This is a genomic window from Nonomuraea sp. NPDC049784, from assembly GCF_040659615.1.
Classification (GTDB): Bacteria; Actinomycetota; Actinomycetes; order Streptosporangiales; family Streptosporangiaceae; genus Nonomuraea.
On the sequence record NZ_JBFAMX010001252.1, the window covers coordinates 1 to 1,232 of the forward strand.

A 1,232-nucleotide genomic window follows, 5' to 3' on the forward strand; every position below is an offset into this window, starting at 1 on the left:
GGCAGATCGCAGCGCAGCAGCGCCCGGTAGCCGATGATCCCGGCGCACAGCAGCGGCGCCAGCCGCTCGGCGGGCACGTTCGGCGGCGTGCCGGGCGCGTTCGCCGGCGGCGCGAGCGTCGGCCCGCCGGTCGTGCCAGGCGGTGCCCGCCGTCTCGGCGGTGCGCAGGGCCTCTTCCAGGTTGTCGAGCGCGGGCGGCGCGGTGGGCAGGGTGTGGCTCGCCGCCAGCTCGGTGAGCCGCCGCAGCGACCGGCCGACCTCGTGCTCGCGCTCGTGCAGGCGCTGCTCGTACGCCCGCAGCTGGTCCTCGAGCAGCGCGACCTTCTTCACCGCTCCGTCGAGGGCATCGACCGCCCTGGCGTACGGCTGCCTGTCGGGCCTGCGCCGCAGCTCGGCGGAGAGCGTGTCGCGGTCGGCGTCGACCACGGCGAGCAGGTGGTCGCACTCGGCGATCGTGCCCGCGAGCTCGCCGAGCCGGTCGTCCAGCTCCGCGATGCGGCGGCGCCTGGCGCGCTCGCGGGCGGTGGCACCGATGTAGGAGGGCTCGGGCTTGACCCAGCGGCCGGCCGCAGGCCCGAGCCGCCAGGTGCCGTCGGCGCCGATGACCGCGGGATGGTCGACGCCGATCGCGCTCGGCGCGAAAGCGATGCCCGCCAGCACCGTGTCGGCCCGCACGGGCGAGTCCGCCTCGGTGAGCAGCACGTGGGCCAGGCTGTAGCCGGGAGCGGGCTTGGCCAGCGACGCCACCGCGAACGCGTCGTGCTCCCCCGGGTCGAACCCGCCGTCCGGGCGCAGCCACAGATCCAGCAGGCCAGCCGCCTCCAGCGCCGCCTCCACGCCCGCCTGCGCGACCGGGTCGAGGCCCGATCTGAACGCCACGGCCCGCCACAACGGGGCGCCGGGGCGGCCCTCTCTGGCGGCGGTGTCCCGGGCGTGCGAGGTCGGCGGTTCGAGGACGGCCTGGTCGTTGAGCCGTTCGCGTTCGCGGGCCAGGTCGGCGCGCTCGGCCAGCAGCTTGTCGCGCAGGCCCGTCAGGTGCTGCTCGCGGGCGGCCAGCCTGACCGCCGCCGCCGTGCGGGCGGCGCCGACAAGGTCGTCGGCCTGCTCGAATCGTTCGGCCGTGCCCGCCAACTCTTCTGGGTCGAGCTTGAGCTGTGTGCAACCGGCCGCCCAATCGGCGAGGGCGGCGGCCAGGTCGCGGGCCCGCTCGTCGCGCAGGCGTTCGGCCTGGT

1 pseudogene is annotated in these 1,232 nt (G+C 76.6%); it reads right to left on the bottom strand.

Features of this window, described 5'->3' with window-relative positions:
• Positions 1 to 1,232 (bottom strand): annotated as a pseudogene (locus tag AB0J09_RS65170) (hypothetical protein); the annotation flags it as partial.